Source organism: Lichenihabitans sp. PAMC28606 (assembly GCF_020616535.1).
GTDB classification, from domain to species: Bacteria; Pseudomonadota; Alphaproteobacteria; order Rhizobiales; family Beijerinckiaceae; genus Lichenihabitans; species Lichenihabitans psoromatis.
This window is the reverse complement of the sequence record NZ_CP085136.1, coordinates 1528562-1542312: the sequence shown is the minus strand read 5'-3', so window position 1 is coordinate 1542312 and position 13751 is coordinate 1528562. Positions and strand designations below refer to the sequence as shown.

Sequence of the window (13751 nt, the reverse complement as noted above, 5' to 3'; positions counted from 1 at the left end):
CCTCTGAAAAGGACCTCAGCATGTCAACCGATTGCACGCCCCTCAATCTCGATCTTCTCGGCAGGACCGCCCTCGACCGCCGCACGCTGCTGACCCGGGCGGCCTGCGTTGGCGGGGCGCTGGCGACCAGCCGCTTCTTCTGCTCCGATCCCGCCGAAGCCGCGTCGATGTTGACCCTCAAGGCCACCCACGGAACCGGCCTTTGCAACTGTCCCTTCTTCATGGTCAAGGAGAAGGATCTGGCGGCCGAGGACGGCGTCAAGCTCGATTTCGTGACGACGCCCACCAATGCCGACATCGCAGCCTTGTTCGGAGCCGGCGTGGTCGACGTATCGGTCGTGCCTTACACCAATTTCATGACCCTCTATGACGCGGGCGCACCCGTGAAGATCGTCGCGGGCTCGGGTGTTCAGGGCTGCGTGATCGTGGCGCAGGAGGGCATCAACAAGGCTGAAGACCTGCGCGGAAAGACCATCGGGACCTTCCAGGCCGATACGCTCGAGATGCTGCCGCTCGACTATCTGAAGAAGGCCGGAATGAGCTTCAAGGACGTCAAGGTCCGTTACTTCGGCACATCGCCGGAACTCGCGACGGCTTTTATCGGCGGGTCGATCGACGCCATGTGCCACATCGAGCCCTACGCGACACAGGCGATGAACTCCCGCAAGGGCGCCGTGAAACTCTCGGACGGCACCGACGTCTACGGCCCGCTCTATACCGACTGCGTCCTCGCGGTCCGCTCCAAGCTGATCACGGAAAATCGCCCGGCCGTGAAGGCGCTCATCAAAGCCATGATGAAGGGTCAGCACTTCGAGGAAAGCGATCGCGAGGCCGCCATCAAGCTGACGACGCCGAAATACTTCAAGACGACCTTCGATGCAGCGCTGGACGCCTCCACCAAGCAGCCGGGCATGATCGACCAGCGCCGGAATCAGGAGTTCATCCTCGGACGCGCCCAGAACCTCAAGGATCTGCGCTACATCAAAGCCTTGCCGACCGCCGACATTTTCGATTGGACCATGCTGAACGAGGTGATCGCCGAGAATGCCGATCTCTACGCCAGCCTCAAGCTCAAATCCGCATGAAGTCACTTCCCCTCACCGCGAGCGCCCCGCTCGCGGCCCCTCTGAAGGTTACGCGGCGCTTGCGCGTGGCCAAGGGCGCGACCGTCGTAGGCTGGTGGCTGTTGTCCATCTGCTGCTTCGCCGGCGTATGGGAAGCCGCATGGGCGATCGGGTGGGCGGACCCGTTGTTGCTGCCGCCTCCTCACATCTTCCTGCGGAGCTTCGCCGATCAGGCGCAGTTCTTCGTCTCGAGCGATGTGGTCGGTGAAGTCTCGACGTCGGGGGCGTTCCAGTCGCTGTTGGCGACCATCATGGCCAGCAGCCTGCGGGTGATCATCGGCCTGCTGCTCGGCTTCACCTTCAGCGTCGGATGCGGGTTGCTGATCCGTTACTTCAAGGTGTTCGGTAATCTCGCCTTGCCGACCATCACCTTACTGGCGCCGATCTCACCGATCGCCTGGCTGCCGGTCGCGATCTTCATTTTCGGCATCGGTAATCCACCGGCGATCTTCATGGTGTTCATCTCGCTGTTCTTCGTCATGACCTTGTCGACGATCAGCCAGATCGATTCCGTCAGTAAAACCTATCTCAACGTCGGGGCCATCATGGGAGCGAGCCGTCGCCAAATGTTCCTCCACGTCATCATACCGGCGATTCTTCCATCGCTCTTCATGGTGCTGCGGATGAACCTCTTCGGGGCCTGGATGGTGGTGCTGGTGGCCGAGGCTACGGGTGTCGGGAGTGGCCTCGGGCAGATTGTCATGCTGGCTCGCAACACCTTCAATTCCAGCCTGTCGTTCTTCACGATGACTTTGATCGGCCTGACCGGTTTTCTATTCGACGTCGCTCTGCGGCAAATTCAAAACCGGGTGCTCTTCTGGGTACCGTCGAGCGCGGTGAGTCGGCTGTGATGCGGGACACGAGCAAGCCCCCGCTGCTGCGCTGCCGCAATGTCGGCAAGACCTTCCCGACCGAAACCGTGCCGTTTCTCGCCCTGGACGGCATCGACCTCGACATCGATCGGCGCGAGTTCGTCGTGTTTCTCGGGCCGAGCGGGTGCGGCAAGTCGACGTTGCTCTATCTCATCGCCGGGCTCGAGAACATCACGAGCGGCAGCATCGAAAGCGGCGGCGTTGCCGTCACGGGGCCGGGCACCGATCGCGGCTTGATCTTTCAGGAATCGTCGTTGTTTCCGTGGATGACGGTCGGCGAGAACGTGACCTTTGGCCTGAAACTGCAGGGTGTGTCTTTGGCACGCCGGCAGGAAGTCGCGTCCGAGCTGCTCCGCAAGGTCGGACTGAGCGACGCGGGCGACAAGCGACCCGATCAATTGTCGGGTGGTATGCGCCAGCGCGCCGCCATGGCTCGCGCCCTTGCGTTGCGCCCGGAGGTGCTGCTGCTCGACGAGCCATTCGCGGCGCTCGACGTGCAAACCCGATCCAAGATGCAGGATTTTCTGATCGAGGTCTGGCGCGACAGCGGCGCATCCATGCTGTTCGTCACCCACCACATCGATGAGGCGGTAGCGCTCGCCGACCGTGTGGTGGTGTTCACGGCCCGGCCCGGCCGCATCAAAAGCATCGTGCCGATCGATATGCCGCGCCCCAGGGATCCACGGAGCCCGGACTTCCGGGCACTGACGGATCACCTGACCGATCTGCTGCGGGATGAGGTGGATCGCGCCTTTGCGGAGCAGGAGCGAGTTTCGTGACGCTCCGGCTGGCGGCCGTTCAATTGCCGGGCTGCACCGACGATCTTGCCGCGAACCAGCGTGTGGCCATCGCGGCGGTTCGTGAGGCCGCTGCCGCGGGTGCCCGCATCGTCGCGCTCCCCGAATTGGCGACACTGCCCTATTTCTGTAGCCACAAGCCCGAGCCCTATCGGGCGTGGGCGGAACCTGCGGATGGCGCTCAAGCAACCGTCTTCTCTGCGCTTGCAAGAGAGCTCGGCATCACCCTCCTGCTGCCGATTTACGAACGAGATCCGACAACGGAAGCCTATCACAATGCGGTGCTCGGTTTCGGGCCGGACGGGCGTTCCCTGCGGGACGGTCCGGTGGCTCGCAAGCTGCATCTTCCGGTCGGCGACGACCCGCCGCCTGGTTTCGACGAGCCGGCCCATTTCACGCCCGGCGACCGTCTTTATGTGGTTCAGGCGGAAGGCATCACCCTTGGGATTCTTGTCTGCTACGACCGGCGCTTCCCCGAGGCGTGGCGGGCTCTCCGCCGCAAGGGCGCCGATCTCGTTGTCGTGCCGGTCGCCGGCAGCGGCGGTGACGACATGGACTTCTTCATCGGCGAAATGCGGACCCACGCACGGGAGAACGGACTCGCGGTGCTCTGCGCCAATAAGGTCGGTGACGAGATGGTCGCCGGCGCCCAGGTGGATAATTTCGGCTATTCGGCCGTGATCGACGCGGACGGCAGCGTGCTGGCCGTGCGTCCCACCACGGACGGTCCTGGCCTCGTCCTCGCCGATCTCGATGTCGCCGGGATCGCGACGATACGCCGGAAACTCCGGTATTTCGAGCACCGCCGATCGGATCTCATGGCGTGACGATGCAACAGCCCGCTTCCGCGCTCGCCATCGCGCAGGCCGTCCGCTCGGGTCATGTCGATGCAAGCGACGTCGTGGCGGCGGCCCTGGCCCGCATCGCGATCGATAATCCAGCCCTGAATGCCATCGTGACGGTCGATCCCGACCGAAGTCTTGCCGAGGCCGCTGCGCTGACCCGCCGCCTGAAAGCGGGCGAGCGCCCCGCCTTGGCCGGTGTTCCCATCGTGATCAAGGACGCGATCTGGGCGGAAGGCTGGCGCGCGACGCAGGGCTCGCGCCTTTATGCGGATTTCGTGGCTCCCGCCAGCAGCCTCTCGATCGACCGACTGCGCCGGGCCGGTGCGATCGTGGTCGGCGTCGCCAACATGTCGGAATTCGGCTGCAAAGGCGTCACCTCCAATCCGTTGTACGGCGTCACGCGACATCCGATCGACCTCCGGCTGACCCCCGGCGGCTCGAGCGGGGGCTGCGCCAGTGCGCTGGCGGCGGGGCTGGTGCCCCTGGCGCTCGGCACCGACGGCGGCGGCTCCGCCCGGCGACCTGCGGCGCATACGGGCGTCGTCGGTTTCAAGCCATCGGGCGGCGTCGTCGCCCACGGCCCCGGCTTTCCCGGATCGGCGTCGCTGACCTCCGTTATCGCCCCGATGGGGCGCTGCGTCGCCGATGTCGCGGCCATGTTCGAGGCGATTCTCGGCCCCGACCCATCCGAAGCGCTCACCTGTGCTTTGCCGGCCCCCATCCTCAAGCCGTCGGAGCAGCTGACGATCGCCTATGCGCGGACGTTCGGGCTTGGCGGCCCGGTGGATCCCGATGTGGCCGAGGCGATCGAGGCGGCGGTCACGCGCCTGAGGGCGGCCGGGCTGCAGATCGTCGAAGTCGATCCGCTCTGGCCTGCGGGAGCCTGCGAAGCCGCACTGATGCCGATGCAATGGGCCGGGCTGGCTCAGCGTCATGGCGCGGCTTGGCGAACGGATCCCGACCGCTTCGATCCCGATATCGGCGCGCAGATCGAGCGGGGCCTCGGCCTCACGGCGCGAGACGTCCTCGCGGCGCAGGGCATGGCGTCCGACATCATGCAGTCGGCCGCGCGGTTCTTTCACAGTGGAATCGACATGGTGATCGGCCCGACGAGCCCCTGTCTGGCGTGGCCGCACAGGCAACTCGGACCGGACACCATCGCCGGAGTGGCGGTGGATGACCGGGCGCATGCCGCCTTCACGCCATTCTTCAACCATGGCCTATGCGCCGCCATTTCGATGCCGGTGCCGTCCGAGCGGAGCCGGCTGCCGATCGGGCTGCAGATCGCGGGGCCTCGGTTCTCCGACCGGCAGATCCTCGCGCTCGCCCATGTCGCCGAAGCCGTGCTCGCCACTCCGACAGCCCATCGAAGGTCCGCGTCATGATCCTGATCAAGGGAGGCCGGGTGTATGACCCGCTCGGCGATACCGACCTCCCGGGGCTTCGAGACGTCCTGGTCGACGGCGACACCATCCTGTCGGTGACGGCGCCGGAGGACGATCGGGATCGCAAGCGGCACGTCGAGCAACTGGCCGAACGGGGCCTTGCCGAGGTGATCGACGCGCGGGATCGTCTCATCGTCCCAGGCTTCGTCAACGCTCATTACCATTCCTACGACACTCTGGTGAAAGGGTTGGTCGAGGATGCGCCCTTCGACCTCTGGGCGATGCACAGCCAGCCCGCCTTCTTCGGCCCGCGCAGCAAGGCGGAGCTCCGCCTCCGCACCTTGCTGGGCGCCATCGAATGTCTGAAACAGGGCATCACCACCGTGCAGGACATGTGCACGCTGGTGCCGCAGGACGAGGAGACGCTCGACATCATCGCCGCGGCCTACCGCGAGGTGGGCATCCGTGTGGTCTTCGCGCTCGCCTTGCGGGATCTCGCCGAACTCGATATCGCGCCGTTTCTGCCGGATGATCTCAGCGAACCGGTACGCCGGTCCGTGACCGGCACGCCGCGCGATCCGTTGGAGGATCTGGCCTTCGTGGAGAGCCAGATCCGGCGCCTGCCGTCAGGCGGCTTGTGGCACTGGGGTGTCGCGGCATCGGGACCGCAGCGGTCATCGGATCGTCTACTCGAGGGTGTCGCCAGCCTGTCGGACCGCTACGACTTGCCGGTGTTCACGCATGTCTACGAAACCAAAGCGCAGACCGCGAAGGCGCGCCGGGTCTATGCATCGCAAGGTGGCTCGATGATCCGCCATATGGCGGCGGTGGGCTTTCTCGGTCCACGAACCACGATGGCGCATGGCGTCTGGATCGCGCCGGACGAGATCGACCTCATCGCCCGCAGTGGCGCGCGGATCGTCCACAATCCGCTCAGCAACATGAAGCTGAAAAGCGGCGTCGCACCGATCGCGGCCCTGAAGGCAGCCGGTATTCCCCTCTCGATCGGCTGCGACAATTGCAGCTGCGGCGATTGCCAGAACATGTTTCAGGGCATGAAGATGTTTTGTCTTCTGGCCGGCGTCGCCGATCCCAACCCGACCGGCGTCCATGCGGTGCATGCCATCGAGGCGGCCACGCGAGGCGGCGCTCAGGCGGTGGGACTCGGCAATGTGGTCGGCGCGATCGCGCCGGGCCTGAAGGCGGATCTCAGCCTCATCGACCTGTCGACCATCGCCTATCTGCCGCTCAACAGCGTCGCGCGCCAACTCGTGTTCAGCGAAAGCGGGCAGGGGGTCGACACCGTGATGGTCGGCGGCCGGATCGTGATGCGATGTGGTCGGCTCACCACCGTGGACGAAGCAGCCTTCCGGGCCGAGCTGAACGACGCCATGCCGGCCTTTCGGCGCGATTTCGACGTCATTCGACGCACCGCCGCCCTGGCGGCTCCGGCGCTGCTCGAAGCCAACCGTCGGGTTGCGGCTCTCGATGTCGGTCTCAATCGGTTTCTGGGTGATGTTTGATAAGGGGTGGCACGATGGCGCCACCCAACCAGCGGGCCACGCCTGGCTCGAGCCCCTGCGAGGGTTTCCCGCCGGGTCGCCTGAAACTGCCTGCGCTGGCTTTGCACAGATGAAGCGACGCCACGGCCTCGGCCTGCTTCACCGCGGCCGCGATCCCATCGACGACCGGCACGGGAATGCGGTGCTTGACGCGTTCGGCGAGGCCCGACAGCGGTGCGCCCGCCAGGATCACGACGTCGGTTTCGGTGTCGGCGACGACTTGGTTGGCCAAGGCCACAAGCGCCTCCTCCTTCTCGCTTTGCACGTCGTTGATGGAGATGAAGCTTTCGGCGAGGCACCGGATTGCCGAAAGGCGGCCGGTGAGGCCGTTATGCTCCACGCATTCCCGGAACCACGGCGTCAGGGCGGTCGCGAAGGTCACGATGGCGAAACGCCGGCCCAGCATGCAGGCCGTCAGCATCGCGGCTTCCGCCATGCCGACCACGGGAACATGCAGCATCTCGCGCAAGGCGCCGACCCCGGGGTCGCCAACGGCCGCCATGATGACCGCATCGTAGGATGCCGTTTCGGCGGCCAGCATCTCCAACGCAATCGCGCCACCGACGAGCGCCTCGGCCCGGGTCGAGATATACGGTACGCCGCGTGGCGCCGTGCGACTGAGGATCGTCGTGCCGGGTGCCGCATGGCTCTGAGCCACGGACAGCATCCGGGCCGTCATGCCATCGCTGGTGTTGGGGTTGAGCAGAAGAATATCCATAGGGCTGCCTCCGGAGGAGCGGATGACGGCCAGGAGGTCATCTCGGACCTGCAGGGTCTGCAAGTTTCATGCGACGGGCCTGTTGCCGCTCGGCTTCAGCCGCCGCACCGACGTGCCTCGGCACAACAGTGCGGCATAGGGCTTGCTCGTCGATGGTCGGCTTTGGGCGACCCTAACGAGACATGCTCGGCGCAAAAATCGATGACATTTCACTGAGCGAGAAACAGAATGGATATTGGCGTTTACAAAGTCGCCATGAACGCACCGAGCGACGTGTCGGAGCTCGAGCGGCTCATCGCGGCAGGGACAATCGACCCTCGTTCGATCGTGGCCCTCATCGGCAAGACGGAGGGGAATGGCGGCGCCAACGATTTTACGCGCGGGTTTGCGACGCTGTCGTACCAACTGCTGCTCGCCCGCTATCTCGGCTGCTCGCCCGAGGAGGTCGGAACACGCATCGCGTTTGTATGGTCGGGCGGATGCGAAGGGGTGCTGTCGCCGCACGCCACCGTGTTCACACATCAACCCGGGAATGGTGTCGGCGAGGCTGAGGGGCGACTGGCACTCGGCATCGAGGTCACGCGCGACATCCTGCCCGAGGAAGTCGGCACCATGGTGCAGGTCGAGGAGGTCGCGGCCGCCGTACGGCGCTGCCTCGTTGCGGCCGGTATCGAAAACCCAGCCGACGTCCATTACGTCCAGGTCAAAGGACCGTTGCTGACCCCGGGCAGCATTGCCGACGCCGACAAGCGCGGGAAAGGGCTCGTGACGCGCGATCCGAATGGCTCGAAGGCTTATGCGCGAGGCGCGACCGCGCTCGGCGTAGCGCTCGGGCTTGGCGAGATCGCGGCGGCAGAGCTGACGGATGCCATGATCGCGACGCGTTTCGATCTCTTCTCGTCGGTCGCGTCGACCTCGGCGGGCGGCGAGCTGAAGGCTTGCGAGGTGCTGCTGTTCGGCAATTCGCCGAAAGCCTCGGGGGGCTTCCGCATCGGGCATGCCGTGCTGGCCGACGCGATCGACGCCGATGGGGTCAGGGCGGCCCTCCTGGATGCAGGGCTCGACTTTTCCTGCAATCCCTCGCGAGAGGATGCGACCCGAATCGCCGCCGTCTTTGCCAAGGCGGAGGCGAGCCCGACCGGCTCGATCCGGGGCCGACGCAACACCATGCTGTCGGATGCCGACATCAACTACGAGCGCCATGCCCGCGCGGCGCTTGGCGCCGTGATCGCCAGCATCACGGGCGACCCCGCTATTTTCGTGTCCGGCGGTACCGAACATCAATGCGCGCCGGGTGCAGCGCCGATCGCCGCCATCGTGCGGGTCTGACGGAGAATCGACGATGACGGACATGTGGCAGTTGGGCGTGGCCGATCTTGCGACAGCGTTTCGCACAGGTCGCCTCGATCCCGTCGCGGTGCTCGACGTCTCCCTCGACCGGATCGCCCGGATTGATCCGCTTCTGAACAGCATCGTGACGCTCGACGCGGCCGGGGCGCGAGCCGCAGCGCAGGACAGCGCTGCGCGGTGGAAGGCTGGCACAGCTCTCTCCAGCCTCGACGGCATTCCGATGACCATCAAGGACAATCTCTTGGTCGACGGCCTCCGCGCCACCTGGGGCAGCCACGCCTATGCCGATCATGTGCCCGACCATGACGAGATTCCGGTCGAGCGGCTGCGCCGCGCCGGCGTCGTGATCGTCGGCAAGACCAACGTGCCGGAATTGACGCTCGAGGGTTACACGTCCAACACGCTGTTCGGCACCACGGGCAATCCCTGGGATCCCGCTCTGACGCCGGGCGGATCGAGCGGCGGCGCCGCCGCCAGCGTCGCTGCCGGCTTGGTGTCCGCCGCCATCGGAACCGATGCCGGTGGATCGATCCGCCGGCCCGCCTCGCATACGGGGCTCGTCGGATTTAAGCCGTCGATCGGCCATGTGGCGCGCGGGGACGGTTTCCTGGAGACGGTCGCCGACTGCGAGGTCGTCGGAACGCTGACCCGCTCGGTCGCCGATGCAATGCTGCTCGATGCGGTCCTGGCTGGGCCCGATGTGCGCGATCCGCGCTCGGCGCTCGTGTCTGTTCCGCTTGCGGCTGATCCGACGCGGCTTCGGATCCTCTACGTGCCACGCTTCGACGACGCGCCGCTCGACCCCGAGATCGAAGCCGCCACCGATAGGGCCGCGGCAGCGTTGACCGGCATGGGGCATGTCGTCGAGCAAGGCGGTGTGTTCTTCGACCGCCTCGCCGTCGACGAGGCTTGGCGCGTGATCGGTCGAGCGGGCGTCGCGCGTGCTTTTCGGGCAGCAGGCCAGCGGCTGCGCCTACAGGGCGGACCGACGATCCAGGCGATGGCGCAGGAGGGCGAAAGGCTGTCGGCTGCCGATTATGTCGACGCGATGGAGGTCGTCACGGCTCTCCGCCGCCGGATCGCCGACCTGTTCACGCGCTACGATCTCGTGCTGACGCCGAGTGCCGCGGCGCTGCCCTGGCCGGCGGCCGACGCCTTCCCGCCGATGATCGACGGACAAACGGTCGGCCCGCGCGGTCATGCCATCTACACCGGCTGGGTCAATCTCGCGGGCAACCCCGGGCTCGCGATGCCGCTGGGCTTTTCGAGATCCGGCTTGCCGATCGGCGGGCAGGTCGTGAGCCGATTCGGCAGTGACGCAGGCCTGCTCTCCTTCGGCGCTTCATTCGAGGCCGCTCACGCACCCGCCTGGGCGTTCCCGCCCCTCACAGCTGGATGACACGACATCCTAGGCCGGTGCGAGCACATACATCGTGTGAACGTAACCAAGGCCCAAGGCCAGATACCAGCCCAGCACGGCGATCAGCATGATGGCGCAGACCGTCATGCCGGCCCAGGTCATCTGGGGCGCGTCCACGAAGGTCCGCTGCGGAAAGGCGCCGAAGGCGCGCGCCTCCATCGACATGACCATCATCGAGGCTTTTCGCAGGCTGCCGACTAGCAGCGGCATCGCGTAGCGCTTCATCTCGCGGATGCGGCCCGCGATCCCACCCTGTCGTGCGACGCCGCGCACCGATTGTGCGGCCCGGATGGTTTTGATCTCGTCCTCGAGCGTAGGGATGATCCGGAGCGCGATGAAAAACGCGTAGGCGATCCGATAGGGCACCTTCATCTGCGTCACGAGCGCGATGGCGAGTTCGCGCGGGTCGGTGGTTCGCACGAAGACGAGCGACGACAGGATGATGGTGTAGATCCGCAGCGCGGATGCGAGCGCGTAATCGAAGCTTTCGGCATAGATGGGATGCCCGGCGATCCTGAAGGCGACGTGGGTTCCCGGCAGCGTGAGCGTCTGGATGACGAGAAAGCTCGAACAGGCAAACACGAAGAGCCATGTGCCGCGCCAGATCTCGACCGGTGACAACCGCGCCAGCACCAGCGCCGTGAAGAGCACCACCGCCGTGATGACGATCTGGAGCCAGGCGATATAGGCACCGAAGGCCAGCAGCGAGATGCCGACGAGCCAGGCCAGTTTCGTCAGCGGATCGAGCCGGTGAAAAAACGATGTTCCAGACCTGAATTGGAAAACGCCCGAGCGCATCATGCCATCACCCGTCTCGACAATGTAATGGCTGAGACCAGCGCTGGGACCGACAGCGTGGGGCGCACCGGTCCGTCCGGATGCGCGGCCGCGATCCCGCGGCTGATGTCGAAGATGGGCGGTGTCAGCAAACCACCCGCACGGAGCAGCGCGTCATCGGCGAACATGGCATCGGGGCTGCCGTCGAAGAGCAAGCGCCCCCCGCTGAGGACGAGCGCACGATCGGCCCATTCGGCGACGAGCCGGACGTCATGCGTGATCATGAGAACGGTCGTGTTGTAGCGCTCGCGGAGCCGAACCATCAGCCCCATGAGCAGTTGCGCGCGTTCGTGATCCTGGCCGATGGTGGGTTCGTCGAGAATCAGCAGGTGAGGCTCGAGCACCAGCATGGTGGCGACACTGAGCCGCCGACGTTCGCCGAGACTGAGACTGAAGGGCGAGCGCTCGGCGTAGCGGGCGAGGTCGACGATGCCGAGCACCTCGTCGACACGCTCACGAATCGCCACATCCGACATGCCGCGCACCGTGAGGCCGTAGGCGACCTCGTCCCAGACGCGGTCGGTCACGAATTGGTGGTCGGGGTTCTGAAAAACATAGCCGACCTCGGCCGAGATCTCTTTCGGGCCAAGCGCGCTGATGTCTTTACCGTTGAGCAGGATCGACTGTTTCGGCGCGTCGTTGATGCCCATGATGAGCCGCGCCAGCGTGGTCTTGCCTGAGCCGTTGCGGCCGCACAGCGCCACGAGATGGCCGCGTCCGAGATCGAGCGACACGTCGTCGAGGATGGGCGCGGCCCGGTCGTAGCCGAACGACAGATGCCGGACGCTGAGCAGCGGCTTGTCGCCCGGCTGCCCGCTCCCGGCTGAGGGTTCAGACGGTCTCGCCGCCGCGCTGCCGACAAATCGGCTGCCCAGCGCGACGGCCTCGGCGACGTCGAGCGGCATGTCGTCCGGCAAGAGAGGAGCCGCGCAGGCGGCGCTCAACGCGAGGGCGAATTCCGAGGCTTGTGGAAACCAGGCGCTCACCGGAACGGCCTGTCCCTCTTCGGACAGGGCTGCGCGTGGACGCGAAAACGCTGCTCGCGGAGAGCCGTCGAAGGTCACGCGGCCACGATCCATCATGACGACGCGTGAGACGCGATCGGCCAATTCGTCGACGCGGTGCTCCACCATCACGATGGTGGTGCCGGCTTTGGAAAGGTCGTGGAGCAAACCGAAGACGTCGGCCATTCCGGCAGGGTCGAGGTTCGCGGTCGGCTCGTCGAGAACGAGAAGTCGGGGCCGCACCGCAAGCACCGCCGCGATGCTGACGCGCTGCTTCTGACCGCCGGACAGGTCGAAGACCGAGCGATCGCCGAAGCCGTCGAGGCCGACGACATGCAGAGCGTCGGCTTGGCACTGCATGATCTCGGCCGCCGGCCGGCACAGGTTTTCGAGGCCGAAGCAGACTTCGTCGCGCACCCGTGTGCAGATGATCTGCGAGTCGGGGTCTTGGAACACCATGCCAACATCGGTCGCGAAGGATGCGACCTTCGTCGACGCGAGTGGTTTGCCGCAAACCGTGGCCTCCCCGGTCAACGTTCCCTTCAGGGTATGGGGGATCGTGCCGTTGAGCAGTTGCAGCAACGTACTTTTGCCGCAGCCGCTGGGACCCAGGATCAGCAGGAACTCGCCGTCCCGAACCTCCAGCGTCACGTCGTTCAGAACGGCCTCGGTCTCACCTTCATAAGTATACGAGATGGAGCGAAGGTCGACCGCGACAGCCGCCTTCGATTGCAAGGTGCTGTCCGGATCAGCGACGGCTGCGAGGGTCATCGGCGAGGCTCAGGCGAGCTTCTGCTGGGTCGTCGCGAGCGGCCGCTCGTCGGCTGCGAGTTGGGTGCCGCGCAAGACGCCGGCTTTCAGGAGCGCGATGGCGATGGGCTTCACCAAAATGATCGCGTAGAGCGCGCCACTCCCCATACGGATGATCAGCGCCAGGAGGTTGTAGCTGATGCCCATATCGCCGACGCCGAAGAAATAGACCTCCGGGATTTGCTGCAGAAGGGGTGCAAGCGCGCCGGACAGGGCCAGCACAGAAAGCGTCCAGCGGCGATAGCCGTAGAAAGCGAAGCCGAGGTCCGACATGAAGCCCTGGAGGAAGCCTGCGGCCAACACCATGATGCCGTTGGGGTTGCCCGACAGCACCTGTGCGACGCCGTTCATGGTTTCGGCGAGCGTCGCGGCCCCTGGCTTTCTGATGATGTACCCGCAGAGCGGTCCCGAGATGTAGAAGCCACCGCAAATCGCCGCAAAAGCGAGGAACCCGTAAGATCCGGAAAAGGTCATGAAGAGTCGGCCCAACATCGCATTTGGCGTGCCAAGTACGCCGTTGATGACACCGATCACCGCCATGATCACGATTTCGATCAGCGTGAAACTGACGAAGAATTTGCCCGTGCCGCGATTGCTGAAATAGGCGATGGCCGCCAAGGCGACGCCGATTAGCACGACGAGCAGGTAGATAGATCCGATGCTCATGACATAACTCCGTTTTGTGAAAGCATTCGTCGACGTTCGGAAGGACAATGGCGGCACGGGGATCGGGCACGAGATCGGGGAGGGCCCTTTTGTTCTGCACAAAGGGCTCCGACATTGGGAAACATAACGATCTCATGGCAGGTTGCGCGATCGGGTTATCGTCATCAAGCCTGAAATTTACTCACCTCAGTGCGTCTTTTGTTCAGTTGCGCCTGTGTTAAGCATTGATGGATCGGCCTCGTCGATCAAACGCGCAAGTCTCTTCTGTAAAGACGTGACGAATACTCGTCAGGCGCGGATCGCGGCGATGAAAACTTATGCAACGACTTGAGGCCGGCCGGTTTGGTCGGTTGCTGGCCCT

12 protein-coding genes are annotated in these 13751 nt (G+C 65.1%); 8 read left to right on the top strand and 4 right to left on the bottom strand.

What is annotated here, in order from left to right; genetic code table 11:
- Positions 1-20: 20 nt before the first annotated feature.
- The 6 genes from LGH83_RS07335 to LGH83_RS07310 are packed head-to-tail and all read left to right on the top strand — an operon-like array spanning position 21 to position 6546.
- A complete protein-coding gene (locus LGH83_RS07335) occupies positions 21-1085 on the top strand; it encodes an ABC transporter substrate-binding protein (protein WP_227401221.1) in 1065 nt (354 codons plus the stop codon).
- A complete protein-coding gene (locus LGH83_RS07330; RefSeq protein WP_227401220.1) occupies positions 1082-1975 on the top strand; it encodes an ABC transporter permease in 894 nt (297 codons plus the stop codon). The genes LGH83_RS07335 and LGH83_RS07330 overlap by 4 nt, the downstream gene beginning before the upstream one ends.
- Complete coding sequence (locus LGH83_RS07325; RefSeq protein ID WP_227401219.1) at positions 1975-2775, top strand: ABC transporter ATP-binding protein; 801 nt, start codon at positions 1975-1977, stop codon at positions 2773-2775. The genes LGH83_RS07330 and LGH83_RS07325 overlap by 1 nt, the downstream gene beginning before the upstream one ends.
- Positions 2772-3620, top strand: a complete 849-nt coding sequence (locus LGH83_RS07320) for a carbon-nitrogen hydrolase family protein (protein WP_227401218.1) — start codon at positions 2772-2774, stop codon at positions 3618-3620. The genes LGH83_RS07325 and LGH83_RS07320 overlap by 4 nt, the downstream gene beginning before the upstream one ends.
- Positions 3621-3622: 2 nt before the next feature.
- Entirely contained in the window at positions 3623-5023 is a 1401-nt protein-coding gene (locus LGH83_RS07315; protein ID WP_227401217.1) for an amidase, read from the top strand.
- On the top strand, positions 5020-6546 hold the full coding sequence (locus LGH83_RS07310; RefSeq protein ID WP_227401216.1) for an amidohydrolase family protein: 1527 nt from the start codon (positions 5020-5022) through the stop codon (positions 6544-6546). Before LGH83_RS07315 ends, LGH83_RS07310 begins: the two co-directional genes overlap by 4 nt.
- Here the strand turns inward: LGH83_RS07310 and LGH83_RS07305 are convergent.
- A complete protein-coding gene (locus LGH83_RS07305; protein ID WP_227401215.1) occupies positions 6521-7303 on the bottom strand; it encodes an aspartate/glutamate racemase family protein in 783 nt (260 codons plus the stop codon). The genes LGH83_RS07310 and LGH83_RS07305 overlap by 26 nt on opposite strands.
- A 228-nt stretch (positions 7304-7531) precedes the next feature.
- On the opposite strand from LGH83_RS07305, the gene LGH83_RS07300 reads away from it, so the two are divergent.
- Together LGH83_RS07300 and LGH83_RS07295 are read left to right on the top strand one after the other, a co-directional pair.
- Complete coding sequence (locus LGH83_RS07300; protein ID WP_227401214.1) at positions 7532-8632, top strand: ring-opening amidohydrolase; 1101 nt, start codon at positions 7532-7534, stop codon at positions 8630-8632.
- A 13-nt stretch (positions 8633-8645) separates the two neighbouring features.
- Complete coding sequence (locus LGH83_RS07295; protein WP_227401213.1) at positions 8646-10052, top strand: amidase; 1407 nt, start codon at positions 8646-8648, stop codon at positions 10050-10052.
- 9 nt (positions 10053-10061) lie between these two features.
- Here the strand turns inward: LGH83_RS07295 and LGH83_RS07290 are convergent, their stop codons facing one another.
- Genes LGH83_RS07290 through LGH83_RS07280 form a run of 3 tightly spaced genes read right to left on the bottom strand, consistent with a single transcriptional unit; the run spans position 10062 to position 13390 of the window.
- Positions 10062-10874, bottom strand: a complete 813-nt coding sequence (locus tag LGH83_RS07290) for an energy-coupling factor transporter transmembrane component T family protein (protein ID WP_227401212.1) — start codon at positions 10872-10874, stop codon at positions 10062-10064.
- On the bottom strand, positions 10871-12685 hold the full coding sequence (locus tag LGH83_RS07285) for an ABC transporter ATP-binding protein (RefSeq protein WP_227401211.1): 1815 nt from the start codon (positions 12683-12685) through the stop codon (positions 10871-10873). Before LGH83_RS07285 ends, LGH83_RS07290 begins: the two co-directional genes overlap by 4 nt.
- 9 nt (positions 12686-12694) lie before the next feature.
- On the bottom strand, positions 12695-13390 hold the full coding sequence (locus LGH83_RS07280; protein WP_227401210.1) for an ECF transporter S component: 696 nt from the start codon (positions 13388-13390) through the stop codon (positions 12695-12697).
- Positions 13391-13751 lie beyond the last annotated feature (361 nt).